The sequence below is a fragment of the Cupriavidus sp. C3SS-1 genome (assembly GCF_057073755.1).
Genome location: NZ_CP172699.1, coordinates 564,130 through 584,501 on the forward strand (window position 1 = coordinate 564,130; position 20,372 = coordinate 584,501).

18 protein-coding genes and 1 tRNA gene are annotated in these 20,372 nt (G+C 66.0%); 10 read left to right on the forward strand and 9 right to left on the reverse strand.

Annotated elements, in window-relative coordinates; all coding sequences use genetic code 11:
- Nucleotides 1-4: 4 nt before the first annotated feature.
- The 3 genes from miaB to ACIGJC_RS02705 form a co-directional block, all read right to left on the reverse strand.
- Nucleotides 5-1,357, reverse strand: a complete 1,353-nt coding sequence (gene miaB, locus ACIGJC_RS02695) for a tRNA (N6-isopentenyl adenosine(37)-C2)-methylthiotransferase MiaB (protein ID WP_483710487.1) — start codon at nucleotides 1,355-1,357, stop codon at nucleotides 5-7.
- An 83-nt stretch (nucleotides 1,358-1,440) separates the two neighbouring features.
- Nucleotides 1,441-1,827, reverse strand: coding sequence for a hypothetical protein (locus ACIGJC_RS02700; protein WP_483710488.1), 387 nt, complete (start codon nucleotides 1,825-1,827; stop codon nucleotides 1,441-1,443).
- 106 nt (nucleotides 1,828-1,933) lie between these two features.
- Entirely contained in the window at nucleotides 1,934-3,625 is a 1,692-nt protein-coding gene (locus ACIGJC_RS02705; RefSeq protein WP_483710489.1) for a ClcB-like voltage-gated chloride channel protein, read from the reverse strand.
- Between the two features lie 291 nt (nucleotides 3,626-3,916).
- Between ACIGJC_RS02705 and ACIGJC_RS02710 the strand changes: the two genes are divergently transcribed.
- Both ACIGJC_RS02710 and ACIGJC_RS02715 read left to right on the forward strand, forming a co-directional pair.
- The gene (locus ACIGJC_RS02710; RefSeq protein WP_483710490.1) at nucleotides 3,917-5,422 is read left to right on the forward strand and encodes a DEAD/DEAH box helicase; all 1,506 of its coding nucleotides are present in this window, start codon (nucleotides 3,917-3,919) and stop codon (nucleotides 5,420-5,422) included.
- A gap of 19 nt (nucleotides 5,423-5,441) precedes the next feature.
- Nucleotides 5,442-6,482, forward strand: coding sequence for a serine/threonine protein kinase (locus tag ACIGJC_RS02715; protein WP_483710491.1), 1,041 nt, complete (start codon nucleotides 5,442-5,444; stop codon nucleotides 6,480-6,482).
- Between the two features lie 44 nt (nucleotides 6,483-6,526).
- Here ACIGJC_RS02715 and ACIGJC_RS02720 read toward each other — a convergent pair whose 3' ends face one another.
- The gene (locus ACIGJC_RS02720) at nucleotides 6,527-6,964 is read right to left on the reverse strand and encodes a universal stress protein (protein ID WP_483710492.1); all 438 of its coding nucleotides are present in this window, start codon (nucleotides 6,962-6,964) and stop codon (nucleotides 6,527-6,529) included.
- 356 nt (nucleotides 6,965-7,320) lie between these two features.
- Between ACIGJC_RS02720 and ACIGJC_RS02725 the strand changes: the two genes are divergently transcribed.
- Together ACIGJC_RS02725 and ACIGJC_RS02730 are read left to right on the forward strand one after the other, a co-directional pair.
- Nucleotides 7,321-8,388 (forward strand): CaiB/BaiF CoA transferase family protein, encoded by a 1,068-nt coding sequence (locus ACIGJC_RS02725; RefSeq protein ID WP_483710493.1) that lies wholly within the window; start codon nucleotides 7,321-7,323, stop codon nucleotides 8,386-8,388.
- Nucleotides 8,389-8,570: 182 nt separating this feature from the next.
- A complete protein-coding gene (locus ACIGJC_RS02730) occupies nucleotides 8,571-9,209 on the forward strand; it encodes a LuxR C-terminal-related transcriptional regulator (protein ID WP_483710494.1) in 639 nt (212 codons plus the stop codon).
- A gap of 176 nt (nucleotides 9,210-9,385) precedes the next feature.
- Here the strand turns inward: ACIGJC_RS02730 and ACIGJC_RS02735 are convergent.
- The 5 genes from ACIGJC_RS02735 to ACIGJC_RS02755 form a co-directional block, all read right to left on the reverse strand.
- Nucleotides 9,386-9,462 (reverse strand) — tRNA-Met (locus ACIGJC_RS02735).
- A gap of 152 nt (nucleotides 9,463-9,614) precedes the next feature.
- Entirely contained in the window at nucleotides 9,615-11,309 is a 1,695-nt protein-coding gene (locus ACIGJC_RS02740) for an MFS transporter (protein ID WP_483710495.1), read from the reverse strand.
- A 266-nt stretch (nucleotides 11,310-11,575) separates the two neighbouring features.
- Entirely contained in the window at nucleotides 11,576-11,896 is a 321-nt protein-coding gene (locus tag ACIGJC_RS02745; protein ID WP_483710496.1) for a DUF4212 domain-containing protein, read from the reverse strand.
- Nucleotides 11,893-13,437 (reverse strand): sensor histidine kinase N-terminal domain-containing protein, encoded by a 1,545-nt coding sequence (locus ACIGJC_RS02750; protein WP_483710497.1) that lies wholly within the window; start codon nucleotides 13,435-13,437, stop codon nucleotides 11,893-11,895. The genes ACIGJC_RS02745 and ACIGJC_RS02750 overlap by 4 nt, the downstream gene beginning before the upstream one ends.
- Nucleotides 13,438-13,506: 69 nt before the next feature.
- Entirely contained in the window at nucleotides 13,507-14,196 is a 690-nt protein-coding gene (locus ACIGJC_RS02755) for a response regulator (RefSeq protein WP_483710498.1), read from the reverse strand.
- A gap of 295 nt (nucleotides 14,197-14,491) precedes the next feature.
- Here ACIGJC_RS02755 and recA point away from each other — a divergent pair, with 295 nt between their 5' ends.
- The 6 genes from recA to ACIGJC_RS02785 all read left to right on the forward strand — a co-directional run bounded on the left by recA (nucleotide 14,492) and on the right by ACIGJC_RS02785 (nucleotide 20,273).
- Nucleotides 14,492-15,553 (forward strand): recombinase RecA, encoded by a 1,062-nt coding sequence (gene recA, locus ACIGJC_RS02760; RefSeq protein WP_483710499.1) that lies wholly within the window; start codon nucleotides 14,492-14,494, stop codon nucleotides 15,551-15,553.
- Between the two features lie 100 nt (nucleotides 15,554-15,653).
- Nucleotides 15,654-16,124 (forward strand): recombination regulator RecX, encoded by a 471-nt coding sequence (recX, locus tag ACIGJC_RS02765; protein WP_483710500.1) that lies wholly within the window; start codon nucleotides 15,654-15,656, stop codon nucleotides 16,122-16,124.
- Nucleotides 16,125-16,406: 282 nt separating this feature from the next.
- A complete protein-coding gene (locus tag ACIGJC_RS02770) occupies nucleotides 16,407-17,081 on the forward strand; it encodes a DUF2889 domain-containing protein (protein WP_483710501.1) in 675 nt (224 codons plus the stop codon).
- Nucleotides 17,082-17,168: 87 nt separating this feature from the next.
- Nucleotides 17,169-18,338 carry an ADP-forming succinate--CoA ligase subunit beta gene (gene sucC / locus ACIGJC_RS02775; RefSeq protein ID WP_483710502.1) on the forward strand — a complete coding sequence of 390 codons (1,170 nt, stop codon included), beginning with the start codon at nucleotides 17,169-17,171 and terminating at the stop codon, nucleotides 18,336-18,338.
- A gap of 87 nt (nucleotides 18,339-18,425) precedes the next feature.
- Nucleotides 18,426-19,307 carry a succinate--CoA ligase subunit alpha gene (gene sucD, locus ACIGJC_RS02780; protein WP_483710503.1) on the forward strand — a complete coding sequence of 294 codons (882 nt, stop codon included), beginning with the start codon at nucleotides 18,426-18,428 and terminating at the stop codon, nucleotides 19,305-19,307.
- A gap of 270 nt (nucleotides 19,308-19,577) precedes the next feature.
- The gene (locus tag ACIGJC_RS02785) at nucleotides 19,578-20,273 is read left to right on the forward strand and encodes a TerC family protein (RefSeq protein WP_483710504.1); all 696 of its coding nucleotides are present in this window, start codon (nucleotides 19,578-19,580) and stop codon (nucleotides 20,271-20,273) included.
- The last annotated feature ends 99 nt before the right edge of the window (nucleotides 20,274-20,372 follow it).

Here is a 20,372-nt window from a genome sequence, read left to right on the forward strand (position 1 = left end):
TCGCTCATTGCCGCACCACGATCTCGCCGCGCAGCGAATGCGGGAACGCCTGCGTGACCGACACGTCGACCATCTGGCCGATCATGCGGTCGCGCTGCGCTTGCGGTACGCCCGGCAGCGCGAAATTGACCACGCGGTTGTTCTCGGTGCGGCCGTGGAGTTCGGTCGGGTCCTTGCGGGACGGGCCTTCGACCAGGATGCGCTGCACCGAGCCCACCATATTGCGGCTGATGCGCTGCACGTTCTCCTCGATCGTGGCCTGCAGGTGTTGCAGGCGGCGCAGCTTGACCTCGTGCGGCGTGTCGTCGTGCAGGTTGGCCGCCGGCGTGCCGGGGCGCGGGCTGAAGATGAACGAGAACGAGGTGTCGTAGCCAATCTCTTCGACCATCGCCATCAGCTTGCCGAAGTCGGCTTCGGTTTCGCCGGGGAAGCCGATGATAAAGTCCGACGACATCGACATATCGGGCCGCAGCGCGCGCAGCTTGCGCACGATGCTCTTGTACTCGAGCACGCTGTAGCCGCGCTTCATCGCCATCAGCACGCGGTCGGAGGCGTGCTGCACCGGCAGGTGCAGGTGGTTGACGAGCTTGTCGCAGCGGCCATACAGCTCGACCAGGCGGCTCGTGAATTCCTTCGGGTGGCTGGTGGTGTAGCGGATGCGTTCGATGCCCGGGATCTCGGCCACGTACTCGATCAGCAGCGCGAAGTCGGCGATCTCGCTGGTGCCGCCCATGGCGCCGCGATAGGCGTTGACGTTCTGGCCCAGCAGCGTAACTTCGCGCACGCCCTGTTCCGCCAGGCCGGCCACTTCGGCCAGCACGTCCTCGAACGGTCGCGAGACCTCCTCGCCGCGCGTGTACGGGACCACGCAGTAGCTGCAGTATTTCGAGCAGCCTTCCATGATCGAGACAAAGGCACTCGGGCCTTCCACGCGGGCCGGCGGCAGGTGGTCGAACTTCTCGATCTCGGGGAACGAGATATCGACCTGCGACTGTCCCGTGCGCTGCTTGCGCGCGATCAGGTCGGGCAGGCGGTGCAGCGTCTGCGGGCCGAACACCACGTCGACATAGGGCGCGCGCGAGACGATGCTCGCGCCTTCCTGGCTGGCCACGCAGCCGCCCACGCCGATCACGAGGTCGGGTTTGGCGGCCTTGAGCGCCTTCATGCGGCCCAGTTCGGAGAACACCTTCTCCTGCGCTTTCTCGCGCACCGAGCAGGTGTTGAACAGGATCACGTCGGCGTCTTCGACGTTGTCGGTGGGTTCCAGCCCCTGGCTGGCGTTCAGGACGTCGACCATCTTGTCCGAGTCATACTCGTTCATCTGGCAGCCGTACGTCTTCACAAATACTTTCTTCATGGTGCCGGTCTCAGTGGTTCACCTGGGGGCATCAGGGTGTGGCAACAACACGGACGGCGCATGCGCCTCCGTACTTCGGTGGGTCAGGACTTCGCCTTCAGCGCCTTCTGTTCCTGTTCGCTGAGCACCCATGCGGTCAGGAGCTGGCCGTACAGGTCGAGCTTGTAGCGCACCGGCAGCTTCTGCCCGGCGATGGCAGCCATGTTCATCAGCTCGTTGTCGCTGCTGAACACGCGCAGGCCCGGCGCCACGCCGAAGGTCTTGCCATCGAGCGTGACCGTCTGCGGTGCCCCGGCCGACGGCGCGGCGACGACCAGCTTCGCCTGCGGCGCATCGACCGGGATCACGCGGATCGGCTGCGCCATGGCGCCGGCTGCACCAAGCCACAGTGCCGTGCCCAGCGACAGGGCCAGCAGCGGCTTGAGAAAACGCGATGAAGCACTCCGACGCAGGGAACGGCCAGCGGGCATATTGGCTCCGGAAAGGGCGCAGCTCAGGTTGACATGGGGGCTGAAGGGCAACCGCGTATTTTACCCCGTTCGACCGGCACCGTGCCGTGCCCGTTCGCCGCGTCGCCTAGAACAGACAGGATGCCTCTTGCAGCACACGTTGCTTGGAGACCGTGCCCATCAGCTCGCGGCTGTCCGCATCGCGCACCAGCGGAATGCGGTTGATGCCATGCGCGGCAAAGACCTCCAGCGCGTCGCGCAGCCGCGATTCCGGGGTCAGCGACGGGAAGTCGCGCTGGGCCAGCGCCAGCACGCCGGTGGTGGAATTTTCGCGCTGCGCGCGTTGCAGCGCGTGGATCGACAGCGCGCCCAGCAGGCGGCCATCGGGCTCGACCAGGTACAGGTAGCGGGTGCCCGTCTCGGCAAACTTGTCGGCCGCGGCGGCCAGCGAGGCATCCGGCGCCAGCGTGGTATCGGTCGGATCGCACAGCCCGGCCAGCGTCATGGCGCGCGCGTTCTCTTCGGCGGCGGAGGCCTGCGCGCGCTCGGCAATCACGCTGTAGAGCGACAGCGTCTGGCAGCGCGAAGCCGTGTAGTACGCCGCCACGGCGCCGATCATCGAGGGCAGCAGCAGCGCCGGGGCCAGCGTCATCTCGAACACCATCAGCACCGACATCAACGGCGCCTGGCTGGTCGCCGCAAGAAAGGCGCTCATGCCGACCAGCGGCAGCACCGGCGAGGCCGGTGCGCCGGGCACTACGGCCTGCATGGCCAGCGCCAGCAACTGGCCCAGCGCCGCGCCGACGAACAGCGAAGGCGTGAAGACGCCGCCGACCGCGCCGGAGCCCATGCTGATGACGGTAGCCGCCAGCTTGGCCAGCAGCACCAGGCCCACCGAGACGGTCAGCGGCTGTTCCTGCAGGATGGTCTGGATCGTCGAGAAGCCGTTGCCGACCACTTCGGGCACGCCCATGGCCAGCACGCCCACCAGTGCGCCGCCCAGTGCGAGCCGCGCCACGGGGCCGCCTGGCACGCGCGCGAAGCGCCCGCGCGCCTTGCTCGCGGCGCGCAGGAACAGTGCGCCAACAATGCCCGCGGTCACGCCAAGGCCTGCCGCGGCCAGTATCAGCTGCGGGCGCAGGTCCGGCTCGATGTGCAGGCCCGGATACAGGGGCTGAAGGCCGCCATGCCACTGGCTGACCATGGCGCCTGCCACCGAAGCCAGAAACAGCGGCATCAGCCGTTGCACCGCCAGTGCGCCGAACACCACTTCAGCCACGAACACGGCGGCCGAAAGCGGCGTGTGGTAGACCGTGGCCAGGCCGGCGGCGGCACCGCAGGCGGTCAGCATGCGGCCCATGTTCGAGGCGCCGTCGGGCCGGCCGATGCGTGTCGATGGAAACAGCGAGCCGCACAGCGCGGCGAGCTGGATCATCGCGCCTTCCTTGCCGACGGAGCTGCCGCTGACGATGGAGCAGAACGACGACAGCGAGCGCAGCAGCGTGACGCGCACCGGCAGGCGGCCACTGCCGTTGGCCACGGCTTCCATGTAGTCGGTCGCGCCGCCGCTGCCGGAAAAGCGGTTGGCGGCGCAGAGCAGCAAGCCCGCCAGCGCGCCGCCGACGGCCGGTACCACGATGCGCCAGGCCAGCGCCAGCCCGGCAAACACCGCGACGACGTCCGCGTCGCTGGAGAAAATCACGACGCCGGCCCTTTCCAGGGCTTCCTTGAACAGGGTGGTCGCTATGGCTGCCAGAATGCCGACCGGAATCGCCGCGAACAGCGTGACTTCCTGGTCTTCGAGGAATCGGAACCGCATGAGTGCTTGCGTGGGTGGCGCGACGCCGCGCCGTCGCCCCGGGACGGGTGGTGGCCGCATGATAGCGCAGCGCCACACCCGCGCGCCGCGTGCCGGTGTGTATCAGCCGGCACGGCGTGCCCATGTGCCGAAAAGGTTTGCCCTTGGCTGTTACACTACCGACCTTTGTTTCGTAAGCGGATGCCGCCGGCCCCCGCTTCGCCGGTCCCCCGACCGGCGTTGTTTCAGATCACACAGGTCGCCTGCTGGCTGGCGCGCCCAGCGCGCAGCAGACGGCCGAAGCATCCATTCATGTCTTTCTCCGAACTCGGCTTGTCCGACAAGCTTGTGCGGGCCGTGGCCGAACAGGGCTACACCACCCCGACTCCCATCCAGGCCCAGGCAATTCCCGCCATCCTCAAAGGCGGCGACCTGCTTGCCGGCGCCCAGACCGGTACCGGCAAGACCGCCGGCTTCACGCTGCCGATGCTGCAACTGCTGTCCGAATCCGGCGCGCAGCGCCCGGGCCGGCCGGTGGTGCGCGCGCTGGTGCTGACCCCCACGCGCGAGCTTGCCGCCCAGGTGGAAGAAAGCGTGCGCAACTACGGCAAGCACCTCAAGCTGCGCTCGATGGTCATGTTCGGCGGGGTCGGCATCAACCCGCAGATCGAACAATTGCGGCGCGGCGTGGACATCGTCGTGGCAACGCCTGGCCGTCTGCTCGACCATGTGTCCCAGCGCACGATCGACCTCTCGCATGTGGAATTGCTGGTGCTCGATGAAGCCGACCGCATGCTCGACATGGGCTTTATCCACGACATCCGCAAGGTCCTCAATGTGCTGCCGCCGAAGCGCCAGAACCTGCTGTTCTCGGCCACGTTCTCGGACGAGATCCGCGGGCTGGCGGACCGGCTGCTGAACAACCCGGCTTCGATCGAGGTCGCGCGCCGCAACACGACGGCCGAGACCGTCGAGCAGCGCGTCTACCCGGTGGACCGCGAACGCAAGCGCGAACTGCTGGCACACCTGGTGCGCCAGCATGACTGGCACCAGGTGCTGGTGTTCACGCGCACCAAGCACGGCGCCAACCGCCTGGCCGAGCAGTTGACCAAGGAGGGGCTGTCGGCGCTTGCCATTCACGGCAACAAGAGCCAGTCGGCACGCACGCGCGCGCTGTCGGAATTCAAGGCCGGCACGCTGCGCCTGCTGGTGGCGACCGATATCGCCGCGCGCGGCATCGACATCGATCAGTTACCGCATGTGGTCAACTTCGACCTGCCCAACGTGCCCGAGGACTATGTGCACCGCATCGGCCGTACGGGCCGCGCGGGCGCAGAGGGGGAGGCGATCTCGCTGGTCTGCGTGGACGAGCACGGGCTGCTGCGCGATATCGAACGCCTGATCAAGCGCAAGTTGGAGCAGACCGTACTGACCGGCTTCGAGGTGGATCCGAGCATCGCGGCGGAGCCCATCCAGAAGGGCCGCCAACAGCGTGGTCAGGGTGGCGGCGGTGGTGGTGGACAGGGCGGCGGACGTGGCCGCGCGCAGCCCAAGGCGGCTGCGCCTGCGGCGGCCAAACCGGCGCAGGCACAACCGCGCCAGCGTTCTGCCCAGAATGCGCCACGTGGCGGCGCAGGCCATGCCGGCGGCGAATCCGGCCGCGGGCAGGGTGGCGCAAGCCGCAATGCCGCACCGGCCCAGCCGCGCAGCGGAGGCCAGCCGCGGCCGACGCAGGACGGGGCCGGCGCCCCGGCACGCAACCGCCGTCCGGCGCAGGCAGCGCTGCTTGGCGGCACACCGGCCAAGCGCGGGCGCTGAGCCCGCCAGGCCCGAAGGCATGAGCGCACATCAAGCATCCGGCGACAGCGGCATTCCGTTCGCGGGGCTGACGCCCGAGCTGATCCTCGATGCGCTCGAGTCGGCGGGCATGCGCCCTGACGGCCGGCTGCTGGCGCTCAACAGCTACGAGAACCGGGTCTGGCAGATCGGCATCGAGGACGCCAAGCCTGTGGTGGCCAAGTTTTACCGGCCCGGCCGCTGGACCGATGCCGCCATCCTCGAAGAGCATGCCTTCGTGCAGCAACTTGCCGATGCCGAGATTCCCGCGGTGCCGGCGCTTGCCGGACCGGACGGCAGCACGCTGCAACGCCATGAAGATTTCCGCTTTTCCGTCTTTCCCCGCTGTGGCGGCCGCGAACCCGCGCTGGACCGCGCCGACACGCTGACCTGGCTCGGCCGTTTCATCGGGCGCATCCACGCCGTGGGTTCTGCCCATGTCTACCAGGCCCGACCAGTGCTCGACGCGCAGACCTTCGGCGTGGCATCGCGCGACTGGCTGATCGCGCAAGACTGTATCCCGGCCGATCTGCGCGAACCGTGGCAGGCGGTGGTGGAGCTTGCGCTGGACGGCGTGCGCCGCTGCTATGACCGCGCCGGCGACGTGCGCCTGCTGCGCGTGCATGGCGATTGCTATCGCGGCAACGTGCTGTGGATCGACGGCGACGACGCCCGGGCCACGGGGCTGGCTGCCGCAGGTCCGCATTTCGTGGATTTCGACGACAGCCGCATGGCGCCCGCCGTGCAGGACCTGTGGATGCTGCTCGAAGGCGACCGTGCCGCCATGCAGGACCAGCTGGCCGATATCGTTGCGGGCTACGAAGACTTTGCCGAGTTCGCGCCACGCGAACTGTGGCTGGTGGAAGCGCTGCGCACGCTGCGGCTGCTCCACTACAGCGCCTGGCTGGCCAGCCGCTGGCGCGATCCCGCCTTTCCGGCGGCGTTTCCGTGGTTCGGAACGGCGCGCTACTGGCAGGACCGCATCCTGGAACTGCGCGAGCAAGTCGCGCTGATGGAAGAAGCGCCCCTGTGGGGCGCTTGAGAGACTGACTGGAGAGGGGCGGTGCGGCGGTCGGCCCGCCCCGCTCAGGCCTTTTCGGGCGCCTTGACCAGCAGCACCGGGCAGGGCGCCTGCGCCAGCACGCGGCCCGCCACGGAGCCGATCACCGCATCAAAGAACGAACCGCGGCCGTGTGTCCCCATGACGATAGCCTGAGCATCCGCTGAACGCGCGTAGGCGACGATGCGCTCGGGCGCGAATCCGTGCAGCGCGTGGCGCTCGAACGGAATGCCGGCCGCGGACAGGATCTCGCACACGCCGGCCATGGCCTTGTCGCTGGCCTCCTGGTGCCAGGCGTCGATGGTTTCCTTGCTGACAAAGGCGCGGACCTGTCCGCTGACTTCGGGCGCGACGTGCACCACGTGGACGGTAAAGCCGCTTTGCAACAGCTTGCCTTCGGCAATGAAGCGGGCGGCCGCGTCGCTGAAGGCCGATCCGTCGGTGGCGAGCACGATATTGGTCATGGCGGGAATCTCCTGGAGGGGCGCTGAACGGATACGCCAGGTTATAGGATAGGCAGGATCGGCGCCGCGGATTGAAGGAGCGGGCGGCGGGCCGTCCGTCACCATCATGGCAGCAAGTCTTGCGCCACAATCAGATTTAGATCAAGTGACTCGGAAATTTCCTTTTGCGCTCCCGGAGCGGCAATGCGGCAGGATATGTCAAGGCGCCTGACACATTTAGCCATTGCCGCTCGCTGGTAAGCGCGCTTAGCATGTGCCGAGCCCGGCTGGCGCTGCCGCGACATGGTGCCCGGCCTTTCTACCCCAGAACATCAGGCGATCCGGCCCGGCCGGAGCGCTCGACGGAGACAGCAAACATGAGCGAAAGCGGCAACCTCCTGCCCCTGCGTGGCATCAAGGTAGTGGAATTCGAAGGGATCGGTCCGGGGCCGCTGTGCGGAGCCATGCTGGCTGGCCTGGGCGCGGAAGTCACGCTGGTGACCCGTCCGGTTGCCCCCGATGCCCGGCGGATCCTGCGCGGCCAGAACGTGCCGGCCGAAATGGAACTCGAGCATGGCAAGACCGTGGTGCAGCTCAACCTGAAGTCCGCCGAGGACGTGGCTGCCGCGCTGGACCTGGTGGCCGGCGCCGACGCCCTGATCGAGGGGCTGCGCCCCGGTGCCATGGAGCGCCTGGGGCTGGGTCCGGCGCAATGCCATGCGCGCAACCCGCGCCTGGTCTACGGCCGCATGACCGGCTGGGGCCAGACCGGCCCGCTCGCGCAGAGCGCCGGGCACGACCTGAACTACATTGCGCTGACCGGCCTGCTGTCGATGGCCGCGCGTGACGGCGCGCTGCCGATGGTGCCGCCCACGGTGGTCGGCGATGCCACGGGGGCCCTCGGCCTGGCATTCGGCATCACCAGCGCCATCCTGCACGCGCGGTCGAGCGGGCAGGGCTGCGTGGTGGATGCGGCGATCACCGACATCGTCGCCATGCTCGGCTCGCTGGTGCAGGTATCGCGCGCGGCCGGCACGCTGGGCGGCCCGCAGCCCAGCGCCTTCCATGACTCCCCGTTCTACGACGTCTATGCGTGTGCCGATGGCCGCGCCATCACGCTCGGCGCGCTCGAGCCGCAGTTCTATCGCGAACTGCTCGAGCGCCTCGAACTCACGGACATCGATCCGGCCGCGCAGTATGACCGCGCGCAGTGGCCGACGGTGAAGGCGCGCATCGCCGCGCTGATCGCTTCGCGTCCCAGCACGCACTGGGAATCGCTGCTCGGCGGTACCGATGTCTGCTTTGCCCGCGTGCTCACGCTGGACGAGGCGGCACGCCATCCGCACAACCAGGCGCGCGGCACCTACCGCCTGCACCGCCAGGGCGATCGCGAAGTCGCGCGCTCCACGCCGGCGCCGCGCTTCTCGCCGGCAAAGCCGTCCTGAGCGCGAGCTGAACGCGTTGCGGGAGGCGGGCGTATAGCGTAAAGCGCATAAGCCCGCCCCGGACGCAGAAATTCTCCAGCTTCGTTGCGACAAGTACGCATGCAGATGCGGCCGTTTCGCCGATCCGGCGTGGAGCCCACGACCTAATCTTCGCGGTAGTCCCTTCAACATGGAGCCGCGCGTTGGACCCCACCTCGTTCGATGAAGCCCTGATCGTCGATGCAGGGCCTGCGCCGCCCGGCGAGGCATCGTGGCAGATCGTCCATGCGCTGGGCGCGCGCCGGACGCTGCTGGCCGACAACGTGCGGCTGGCCCGGCAGCTGGTGCGTGATCGCCAGCCACGGCTGGTCGTGATCGAGCTGGACACGCTTGGCCAGGCCGGCATCGCGCTGATCAGGCGGCTGGCCACCGGCTATCCCGCGGTGCGGCTGCTGGTGTTGTCCGACAGCGATGCCACGATGGCGCCGGTGCAGGCGCTGCGCGCAGGGGCCCATGGCTTCGTGCCGCGCCAGCGGGACCTGGCTGAAATGGTCCAGGCCGCGCAGGGCGTGATGTCGGGCTACCTGGTGTTTCCCACGCAGACGCTGGAAGCCGCACGCTCGCTGCGCCTGCCGTCTGCCGGCAGGCTGGCGCGGCTGACCGAGCGCGAACTCATGGTGCTCCAGTACCTGGCGCGCGGACACTCGAACAGGGAGATCGCCGCGCTGCTGCTGATCAGCAGCAAGACCGTGAGCACCCACAAGACCAACATCATGTGCAAGCTGAATGTGGAGTCCGTCGTCGAGATGGTCGACTATGCGCGCCGGCACCGGTTGCTGTGATGGCTGTCCCCGGCAGGTCAAGTGCCGCCGGGCGGCAGTCGAGGCTGAGCGCGAGAAGGGCGGCCATTCTGAATGACCGCGTCGCGGCAGCGTAGTCGCCGGCGAAGACGGGACCGCTCAACGGAACCCGGAAAGACAAAGGGGGTTAGCTTGCGCTAACCCCCTTTGAGAATGGATGGTGGCGAATCAGGGACTCGAACCCCGGACCTGCGGATTATGATTCCGTCGCTCTAACCGACTGAGCTAATTCGCCAACAGAGACCGCTATTCTACCGGGAATTTACGACCTGTCAACACCTCTTTGAAAAGATGATGACACGGGCGTGAAAAGAAAACCGGCAGGCCTTGCGGCCTGCCGGTTGGAGCGACCGATTACCGGATCGGTCTTGCCTCAAAGGGTTTGGCTCAGTCGTTCGCGTAGATATCCACGTCCTTGGTCTCGCGCACGAACAGCGCGCCGATCACGAAGGTGACCGCGGCGATGATGATCGGGTACCAGAGGCCGTAGTAGATGTTGCCGTTCTGGGCCACGAGCGCGAACGAGATGGTGGGCAGCAAGCCGCCGAACCAGCCATTGCCGATATGGTAGGGCAGCGACATCGAGGTGTAGCGGATGCGCGTCGGGAACATCTCGACCAGCATCGCCGCGATCGGGCCGTAGACCATGGTCACGTAGATCACCAGGATCACCAGGATCACCAGCACCATGATCGTATTCATCTGGGCCGGATCCGCCTTGGTCGGGTAGCCGTGCGCGGACATCTCGGCGCCGACGGCCTTCTTGAACTCGGCGATCTGCTTCTTGCTGGCGTCGTCGAACGCGCCCGTGGTCACCGTGGCGTCGAAGGACTTGATCTCCTTGTCACCGATCTTCACCGATGCCACCGTACCGGCCGGGGCGGCTACCACTTCATAGCTGGCCGATGCCTGGGCCAGCGTACGCTTGACGATATCGCACGAGCTGCGGAAGTCGATCTCGCGGGCGATCGGGCTGCCCTGGAACGAGCAGCTTGCCGGATCCGCGGTGACCACGATCTGTGCCGACTGCTGGGCGCGTTCCAGTGCCGGGTTGGCATAGTGGGTCATCGCCTTGAACAGCGGGAAGTAGGTCAGCACGGCCAGGGCGCAGCCAATCATGATGATCCACTTGCGGCCGATCTTGTCCGACAGCGAGCCGAAGAACAGGAAGAACGGCGTGCCGATCACCAGCGCGCCGGCGATCAGCAGGTTGGCCGTCTTGGCGTCGACCTTCAGCACCTGGGTCAGGAAGAACAGCGAGTAGAACTGGCCCGTGTACCAGACCACGGCCTGGCCCGCGGTCAGGCCCAGCAGCGCCAGGATCACGATCTTCAGGTTGCGCCACTGGCCGAAGGATTCGGTCAGCGGAGCCTTCGAGGTCTTGCCTTCGGCCTTCATGCGCTGGAACGCCGGCGATTCGCTCATCGACAGGCGGATGTACACCGACATGGCCAGCAGCAGGATCGAGACCAGGAACGGAATGCGCCAGCCCCAGGCGTCGAAATTGGCACCGGTCAGTTCGCGGCACAGCAGGATCACGATCAGCGACAGGAACAGGCCCAGCGTCGCGGTGGTCTGGATCCAGGCCGTGTAGGACCCGCGCTTGCCGTGCGGCGCGTGTTCCGCCACGTAGGTGGCGGCACCGCCGTACTCGCCGCCGAGCGCCAGGCCCTGCAGCATGCGCAGTGCGATCAGGATGATCGGGGCGGCCCAGCCGATGGTGGCAAAGCCGGGCAGCAGGCCGACGATGAACGTCGACAGGCCCATGATCAGGATCGTCACCAGGAAGGTGTACTTGCGGCCGATCATGTCGCCGAGGCGGCCAAATACCAGAGCGCCGAACGGGCGCACGATAAAGCCGGCGGCGAAGGCCAGCAGTGCGAAGATGAAGGCGGAGGTGGGATCCAGGCCGGCGAAGAACTGCTTGGCGATCACTGCCGCCAGCGAGCCGTACAGGTAAAAGTCATACCACTCGAACACCGTGCCGAGCGACGAGGCCAGGATGACCTTCTTCTCCTCGGTCGTCATCGGCGCATGTTGCGCGCTGCCTCCAGGCATCGCTACGTTCTGCGGGTTTGCCATGTTGTTGTCTCCTCCGTCTGAAATGGTTCACCGGCGAGGCCGCGGACGCACCGCAAGACATGGCGCGCTGCGGAGCCATAGGCACCGGAGCTGACTGGATTTTGGGAGGCGAAACTTACTGAGTTCTGACAGATTTCCGCTGTCTGGCGCGTAAATCGTCGGGGTATACGCTAGCCCGCGCAGCGCTTGAGCCGGCACTTTCGGTGCTGCATTGCGAAGGCGAAAGTGCGGCGAGCGCCGTGCGCTCGCGCTATGCCGGCTTGGTGCTAAGCAGCATCCTTGCCGGCTTCCGGTTTCATGCCCTCCGAAGGCGGGGAGCCGTCTGCAGCGCCCGCGTCAGCTTCGTCGTCGGCCCGGTTCATGCGCCACGCATAGAGCGCGGTCATCAGGACGTAGACGACCGGCGCGCCCTGTGCGCCCATCCAGAAGGAGAACGGCCAGCCAAAGAAGTCAAAGCGCAAGTCGCGGGCGAACCAGCTGACGACGAAGGTGACCACGAACCAGGCCGCGAGCAGCGCGCAGATCCAGCGCTGGTTGCGCCGCCAGGCGCGCTTGAGCGCCGGATCGTGCGGGGCAGGCGTGCTCATGCCGCCGGCTCCGGTGTGGGCTGCCGCAGCGTGATGCGGAACCGCGCGCCGGCCAGCCGAGGCTCCTGCTGGTAGACGTGGTCATCGATCCGGACTTCGCCGCCATGCTGCTGCACGATCTCCCGGACGATGGCCAGGCCCAGGCCGCTGCCTTCGGTGTTGGTGCCCAGCACGCGATAGAACCGTTCCATCACGCGCTCGCGATCCGCGGACGCGATGCCCGGCCCGGTGTCCTCCACATCGAGATAGGCGAATGGTTCGAACGCATCGGCGCTGACGCGCACGGTGGCATGTCCGTGGGGCGGCGTGTAGCGGATGGCGTTGTCGATCAGGTTATTGAGCATTTCGGTGAGCATCAGGCGATTGCCCTGGACCATGACCGGATGGTCGCTGGCATCGAGTCCCAGGTCGATCTGCCGGGCCCAGGCGCGCGGCAGCCAGTCCTTCACCACGTCGCGCGCCAGCGCGGCCAGGTCGAGCGCGGCCATGCTGCCCGCGCCAGCCAGGTTCTCCATGCGAGCGAGCGACAGCAACTGCGTGACCAGGTGCGCCGTGCGTTCGGAACTGCCCGCGATCTGCGCCAGCGACCGGCGCAATTCCTCCGGCGACTGTTCGCGCTGTGCCAGTTCCGCCTGCATGCGCAGTCCCGCAAGCGGGGTCTTCATCTGGTGCGCGGCATCGGCGATAAAACGCTTTTGCGTCTGCACCGACTGGTCCAGCCGCGCCAGCAGCTCGTTGAACGACGCGACCAGCGGCGTGATCTCTTGCGGCGCCGCGCGCTCGTCGATGGGGCTGGTATCGCCGGGATTGCGCGCGCGGATACGCTGCTGGATCGCCGTGAGCGGCGCGAGCCCGCGCGTGAGCCCGAACCACACCAGCACCACGGCGAGCGGCAGGATCACGAACTGCGGCAGGATCACGCCCTTGATGATCTCGTTGGCAAGCCGCGCGCGCTTGTCGAGGGTCTCTGCCACCTGCACCAGCACGGGCTGGGTACCGCCGACGTTCTTGAGATCGACATAGGTGTAGGCCACGCGCACGTCGTTGGCCGCCACGCGGTCATCGCGCAGCGAGACCAGGCCGGGATGGCCCTGGTCTTCTTCGGATGGCAGCGGCAGGTCGTGGTCACCGGCGACATACTCGCCGCGCTTGCCGACGACCTGGTAGTAGATGTTGTCGGTCTCGTCCGCGCGCAGGATCTCGCGCGCCGACAACGGTAGTTGCAGCGTGACGCGCCCATTCACTTCGCGGACCTGCTGCGACAGCACGATGGCGCTGGCCTCGAGCGCGCGATCGAACGGCCCGTTGGCGATCGACTTGGCCACCAGGTACGTGACGGCGATGCTCATCGGCCACAGCAGGAGCAGCGGCGCCAGCATCCAGTCCAGGATCTCGCCGAACAGCGAGCGCGGGGCGGGGTGGGCGGTGCTTTCCTCCAGATGGGGCAGGGCGTCGGCCAGGTCGTCGGGATCGGAGGCGCCGGACGGGGGCGCGGGATCCTTGGCGGGCCGATGCCGCCATGGCAGTCGCAGCTGGCTCATCTCGGCAAAGGGTGTAGGCGGTTTCGGTCGAGTGATCGGCTGCGTGGACGGGAACGGCGCGCGGACGCCTTAGTTCGGGGCGGCCACGGCCGGCTGGAATTTTTCCAGGCAATAGCCCAGTCCGCGCACGGTGGCGATGCGGATGCCGCCGACCTCGATCTTCTTGCGCAGCCGGTGCACGTAGACCTCGATCGCGTTATTGCTGACTTCATCGCCCCATTCGCACAGATGGTCGACCAGTTGTTCCTTGGAGACCAGCCGCCCGCTGCGCGTCAGCAGGATTTCCAGTAGTCCGATTTCGCGCGCCGACAGGTCCAGCATCTGATCGTTCATATAGGCAATGCGACCGACCTGGTCGAAGGACAGGGGGCCATGGCGCATCAGCGTGGCGCCGCCGCCTGCGCCGCGTCGTACCAGCGCGCGCACCCGGGCCTCAAGTTCGGTCAGCGCGAAAGGCTTGGCCATATAGTCGTCGGCGCCCAGATCCAGGCCTTTGACGCGCTCGCCCACGCTGTCCGCGGCGGTCAGGATCAGCACCGGCAGCATGGCGCCGCGCGCGCGCAGGCGCTTCAGGACTTCCAGGCCCGGCATGCGCGGCAGGCCCAGATCCAGGATCAGCAGGTCGAAATTCTGGGTCGACAGCGCGGAATCGGCCTCCAGGCCATTCGTGACATGGTCGACGGCATAACCGGAGTGACGCAACGAGCGCGTCAGGCCGTCGGCCAGCACATCGTCATCTTCGGCGATCAGAATGCGCATGGTTGTCTCCACCACGGCCGGCATTGCCAGCGGCCACGCAAACAATGCGGACAGGGCTTGCCAAGCATACTGTTTTTTTATACAGTACCCGCACATTCCGCGCAGGCCGCAGCAGAAGGCGGCTGTGCAGGCAGTCGGGTGATTTTGTAGTTGTGGCGAGACCCGGGAAACCGGTCGGCAGCAAGCCGGAAGAGCCGGAAGAGCCGGAAGAGCCGGAAAATTCTGAAATGCCGGTGCCGCGCCACATTCGACCCTTTATACCACCATTGACTCAACATTTGACTCAAGGACGACCATGGACGACAAGAAGGCAGGTGCCGGCGTGAGCGCCGAGAAGCAGAAGGCGCTTGCCGCCGCGCTCTCCCAGATCGAGAAGCAGTTCGGCAAGGGCTCGATCATGCGCCTGGGCGATGGCGAGGTCGAAAAGGATATCCAGGTGGTATCCACCGGCTCGCTCGGCCTGGACATCGCGCTTGGCGTCGGCGGCCTGCCGCGCGGGCGCGTGGTCGAGATCTATGGTCCGGAATCGTCGGGCAAGACCACGCTGACGCTGCAGGTCGTGGCCGAAATGCAGAAGCTGGGCGGCACCTGCGCCTTTATCGATGCCGAGCACGCGCTCGACGTCAACTACGCGGGCAAGCTGGGCGTGAACGTCGGCGACCTGCTCATCTCGCAGCCGGACACCGGCGAGCAGGCGCTGGAAATCACCGATGCGCTGGTGCGTTCGGGCTCGGTCGACCTGATCGTCATCGACTCGGTGGCCGCGCTGGTCCCCAAGGCCGAAATCGAAGGCGAAATGGGCGATTCGCTGCCCGGCCTGCAGGCCCGCCTGATGAGCCAGGCGCTGCGCAAGCTGACCGGCACCATCAAGCGCACCAACTGCCTGGTGATCTTCATCAACCAGATTCGCATGAAGATCGGCGTGATGTTCGGTTCGCCGGAAACCACCACGGGCGGCAATGCACTGAAGTTCTATGCCTCCGTGCGCCTGGACATCCGCCGTATCGGTTCGATCAAGAAGGGCGACGACGTGATCGGCAACGAGACCAAGGTCAAGGTGGTCAAGAACAAGGTGTCGCCGCCGTTCCGCGAGGCCTTCTTCGATATCCTCTACGGCCAGGGTATTTCGCGCCAGGGCGAGATCATCGACCTGGGCGTGGACGCCAAGATCGTCGAGAAGTCGGGCGCCTGGTACAGCTACAACGGCGACAAGATCGGCCAGGGCAAGGACAATGCGCGCGAATTCCTGCGCGAGAACCCGGACATTGCCCAGGAGATCGAGAACAAGGTCCGCACCGCGCTGGGCGTGGCGCCGATGAATGGCGTGCAGGCGGCCGCGGTCGTGGAACAAGACTGAGCGCTGCCGACAGGCACGCTCCAGGGGGCTGGCGCATTGCCGATGCGCCAGCCTTTTTTGTTTCCCGCCTTACCCGAATTCCGAATTCCGAATTGCGCCGATGGCCACCCGACCCCCGCTTTCCCTCAAGGCCCGCGCCGTAGGCTACCTGTCGCGCCGCGAGCACAGCCGGGCGGAACTGGCGCGCAAGCTGGCACCGCACGCGGAATCCCCCGAGCAGCTCGAACAGCTGCTCGATGCGCTCGAGCGCGAGAACTGGCTGTCCAACCAGCGTTTTGCCGACAGCCTGCTGCACCGCCGCGGCAGCCGCTACGGTGCAGCCCGCGTCATCCAGGAGGCCAAGACCCACCAGCTTGGCAGCGAGCAGTTGGGCGAATTGCGAGATCGCCTGCGCGAGTCCGAGCCCGAGCGCGCGCGCGAGGTCTGGCGCAAGCGTTTCGGCACCCCGCCGGCCACGCCGGAAGAGCGGGCGAAGCAAATCCGTTTCATGATGGCGCGCGGTTTTTCGCGCTCGGTCATCGGCAAGGTGATCCAGGGCGCCGAGGACGAGTATCCGGACGGGATGGAATAGGGCGGCCGGCCCGCGTATCCGGCCTGAGTTCAGGGCAATACCAGTACTGGCGACAAGTGTATTCGGCCGTATGCCAGCTACGCCGCGGGCCGAGTCCGGCACCGGGAGCGGCCATATGGCTTTTATCCGCCGGTTTTCCGCTCCCGTTGGCCGACAATCCGACGCCGACACTTGGCGCATGCGGATGTTCCCGGGCAAAGCGGTCCGGCATGTTAAACTCTTCGGGTTTTTCGGCGCCGTTGCCTTTCCACGGTACCTTGCCCCCGTATTCCCAGTCTGGTCATGCCTCTTTCCCAGCCCGTCAACCGCTCCCTGCGTCATACCCGCGCCATTACGGCCCAGGCTTACCTCAGGGAAGACGGCTTGTGGGACATCGAGGTCAACCTGACCGACACCAAGCCGCGTGACATTGACCTCGCTGGCGGCCGGATCCGTCCGGTTGGACAGCCGCTGCACGACCTGTGGCTGCGCGTCACGATAGACGAGCAACTCAACGTGCTGGATGCGGAGGCTTGTTCCGACTGGGTGCCGTATCCGACGCAATGCGACCAGATCGGCCCGGCTTACCGCAAGCTGATCGGACTGAACCTGCGCAAGGGCTTCCGCAAGGCGGTGCGCGATCGCCTGTCCGGTATCCAGGGCTGCTCGCATCTGACCGAAGCCGCTGGCGTGCTGCCGAGTGCCGCGATCCAGGCATTCGCCGGCGAAGTCATCAGCATTCGCGATGGCGCCGACAATGATCCCAATCCCGAACCCCCTTACCAGTTGAACGGCTGCCACGCGCTGCGTTTCGATGGCGAGGTGGTTCGAGAGTTTTACCCACGCTGGTATGGTCACCAGCCGAAGCCCAAGGTTCGGGCCGAGGCGGAGCAGGTTGCTGCGAACACGCCTCAGGCGCAAGCGGCTGCCGGCCACGGCAATGTTCCGTACGACCGGCCAACCGGCACTTCCGGCTGATCCTCAGGATCGGCCACGGACGAGAGAGTTCGTCTTCTTTCAGATTCTTCCCTTCTACCTTTTACGCCTACCCGAAAGGAAACACGCATGAATATCCATGAGTACCAAGGCAAGGAAATCCTGCGCAAATACAATGTGCCGGTTCCGCGCGGCATCCCCGCGTTCTCGGTTGCCGAAGCCCTGAAGGCCGCAGAAGAGCTTGGCGGCCCGGTTTGGGTGGTCAAGGCACAGATTCATGCGGGTGGCCGTGGCAAGGGCGGCGGCGTGAAGGTTGCCAAGAGCATCGACGAGGTCAAGACCTACGCCACCAACATCCTGGGCATGCAGCTGGTCACGCACCAGACCGGTCCGGAAGGCAAGAAGGTCAACCGCCTGCTGATCGAAGAAGGCGCCGACATCAAGAAGGAACTGTACGTTTCGCTGGTGGTGGACCGCGTTTCGCAGAAGATCGCCCTGATGGCATCGAGCGAAGGCGGCATGGACATCGAGGAAGTCGCTGCCCACACCCCGGAAAAGATCCACACGCTGATCATCGAGCCGTCGACCGGCCTGACCGACGCTGACGCCGACGACATCGCCCGCAAGATCGGCGTGCCCGACGCTTCCGTGCCCCAGGCTCGCCAGGCCCTGCAAGGCCTGTACAAGGCGTTCTACGACACCGACGCTTCGCTGGCCGAAATCAACCCGCTGATCCTGACCGGCGAAGGCAAGGTCATCGCGCTGGACGCCAAGTTCAACTTCGACTCGAACGCGCTGTTCCGTCACCCGGAAATCGTCGCCTACCGCGACCTGGATGAAGAAGACGCCAACGAAATCGAAGCCTCGAAGTTCGACCTGGCCTACATCTCGCTGGACGGCAACATCGGCTGCCTGGTGAACGGCGCCGGCCTGGCCATGGCCACCATGGACACCATCAAGCTGTTCGGCGGCGAGCCGGCCAACTTCCTCGACGTGGGCGGCGGTGCCACCACCGAGAAGGTGACCGAAGCCTTCAAGCTGATGCTGAGCAACCCGAACGTTGAAGCCATCCTGGTCAACATCTTCGGCGGCATCATGCGCTGCGACGTGATCGCCGAAGGCGTGATCTCGGCGTCGAAGGCCGTGAACCTGACGGTGCCGCTGGTGGTCCGCATGAAGGGTACCAACGAAGACCTGGGCAAGAAGATGCTGGCCGATTCGGGCCTGCCCATCATCGCTGCCGACACCATGGAAGAAGCCGCCCAGAAGGTCGTGGCTGCTGCCGCCGGCAAGAAGTAATCCGGGCGCCAAAACACATTCAAGCGGACTGGGGCAGCGCGCGTGGCTGCGTGCCCGCGCTGCCAGAGCCAAGCAAAGGAATAACGTATGTCGATTCTGATCAACAAAGACACCAAGGTCATCACCCAGGGCATCACTGGCAAGACCGGCCAGTTCCACACCCGTGGCTGCCGTGACTACGCCAACGGCAAGAACTGCTTCGTCGCAGGCGTGAACCCGAAGAAGGCCGGCGAAGACTTCGAAGGCATTCCCATCTACGCCAGCGTGAAGGATGCCAAGGCCCAGACCGGCGCCACCGTTTCCGTCATCTATGTGCCGCCCGCAGGCGCCGCTGCCGCCATCTGGGAAGCCGTTGACGCCGACCTGGACCTGGTGGTCTGCATCACCGAAGGCATTCCCGTGCGCGACATGATGGAAGTGAAGGACCGCATGCGCCGCGAGAACAAGAAGACCCTGCTGCTGGGACCGAACTGCCCGGGCCTGATCACGCCGGACGAAATCAAGATCGGCATCATGCCGGGTCACATCCACCGCAAGGGCCGCATCGGCGTGGTGTCGCGCTCGGGCACGCTGACGTACGAAGCCGTGGGCCAGCTGACCGCGCTCGGCCTGGGCCAGTCGTCGGCTGTCGGTATCGGTGGCGACCCGATCAACGGCCTGAAGCACATCGACGTCATGAAGATGTTCAACGACGATCCGGAAACGGACGCCGTGGTCATGATCGGCGAGATCGGTGGCCCGGACGAAGCCAACGCGGCTTACTGGATCAAGGAAAACATGAAGAAGCCGGTGGTTGGCTTCATCGCTGGTGTCACCGCCCCTCCGGGCAAGCGCATGGGCCACGCCGGCGCGCTGATCTCGGGTGGTGCCGACACCGCCCAGGCCAAGCTGGAAATCATGGAAGCCTGCGGTATCACGGTGACCAAGAACCCGTCGGAAATGGCTCGCCTGCTGAAGGCCATGCTGTAAGTCACACATCCAGGCCCGGCGCGTCATGCGGCGCGCAAGGCCCTGTGTGGAACCGCTCCGGCCTGCCTGGAGCGGGATTGCCCCCGCCAAGTGCGGGGGCAATGTCATTGTGGCGAAGCGCTTCCTAGGGTATTTCCCGAGAAGTTTGCCCCTGACTTGAAATCGAATCGAAAGGTTCGCACGCTATACATGTCTGTTTTTTCAGACATCCGAACTGCCGCAATCGGGCGCGGTCGGACATATTAGATAGAAACCTCGAGGAGCAATGCCGTGGAACTGCTGTCTTCCACCACGTTCTGGATTGCGTTGGGATCGATCATCCTGACCAACATCGTCCTGTCCGGCGACAACGCGGTGGTTATCGCGCTCGCCTCGCGCAATCTGCCGCCTGCGCAACAGAAGAAGGCCATCTTCTGGGGTAGCGCCGCTGCCATCATCATGCGGGTGGTGTTGACCGTGGCAGCCGTCAAGCTGCTGAGCCTGCCGTACCTGAAGATCGTCGGCGCCGTGCTGCTGGTCTATATCGGCGTGCAACTGCTGACCGGCGAAGATGACGAAGACGGCCACGACGCCAAGGACAACATCTGGCAAGCCATTCGCACCATCCTGATCGCCGACCTCGTCATGTCCCTGGACAACGTGGTGGCCGTGGCTGCTGCCGCGCAGAAGGGCCCCGAAGGCAGCCAGCTGATGCTGCTGATCCTGGGCCTGGGCCTGTCGATCCCGCTGATCGTGTTCGGCAGCACGCTGCTGCTCAAGGTCATGGAGCGCTTCCCGATCATCATCGTGCTGGGTGCTGCGCTGCTGGGCTACCTGGCCGGTGAAATGCTGGTGAGCGATCCGGTCGATGCTGCCTGGTTCGAACTCAATGTGCCGCACGCCCACCTGGTGTTCGGCATTGCCGGGGCGCTCCTGGTGGTCGTGGTCGGCAAACTGATGAGCCGCCGCGCTGCACAGACGGCCTGACGAAGCGGGCGTGCTGAACGCCGCATAGCAAAGGGCAGCCCTGGTGGCTGCCCTTTCTGCTGATGGATGCCCGGAAATGCGGACTAACTTATGTGAGTT